The organism is Streptomyces oceani, assembly GCF_001751245.1.
GTDB lineage: Bacteria > Actinomycetota > Actinomycetes > Streptomycetales > Streptomycetaceae > Streptomyces > Streptomyces oceani.
Map to the genome: position 1 here is coordinate 1 of NZ_LJGU01000015.1, position 226 is coordinate 226.

At 70.8% G+C, this 226-nt stretch carries 1 protein-coding gene; it reads right to left on the minus strand.

Features of this window, described 5'->3' with window-relative positions:
• On the minus strand, positions 1–226 hold a 226-nt coding region (locus tag AN216_RS00070), incomplete at both ends, for a ketoreductase domain-containing protein (protein ID WP_139140794.1).

A 226-nucleotide genomic window follows, 5' to 3' on the forward strand; every position in this document is an offset into this window, starting at 1 on the left:
ACACTCGCGTCATCCAACACACCCGCCGCATGGAACACCGCATCCACCGGATGCTGGTCGAGCAGTCGGGCGACCGCTTCGGGGTCGGTGACATCGCAGGCGAGTACGGAGGTCTCCGCCCCCAGCTCGGTGAGTTCCCGCTCGAGTTCGGCGGCTCCGGGGGCCTCGCTACCGCGGCGGCTGGTCAGCACCAGCTTCCGGGCACCCCGCTCCACCGCCCAACGCG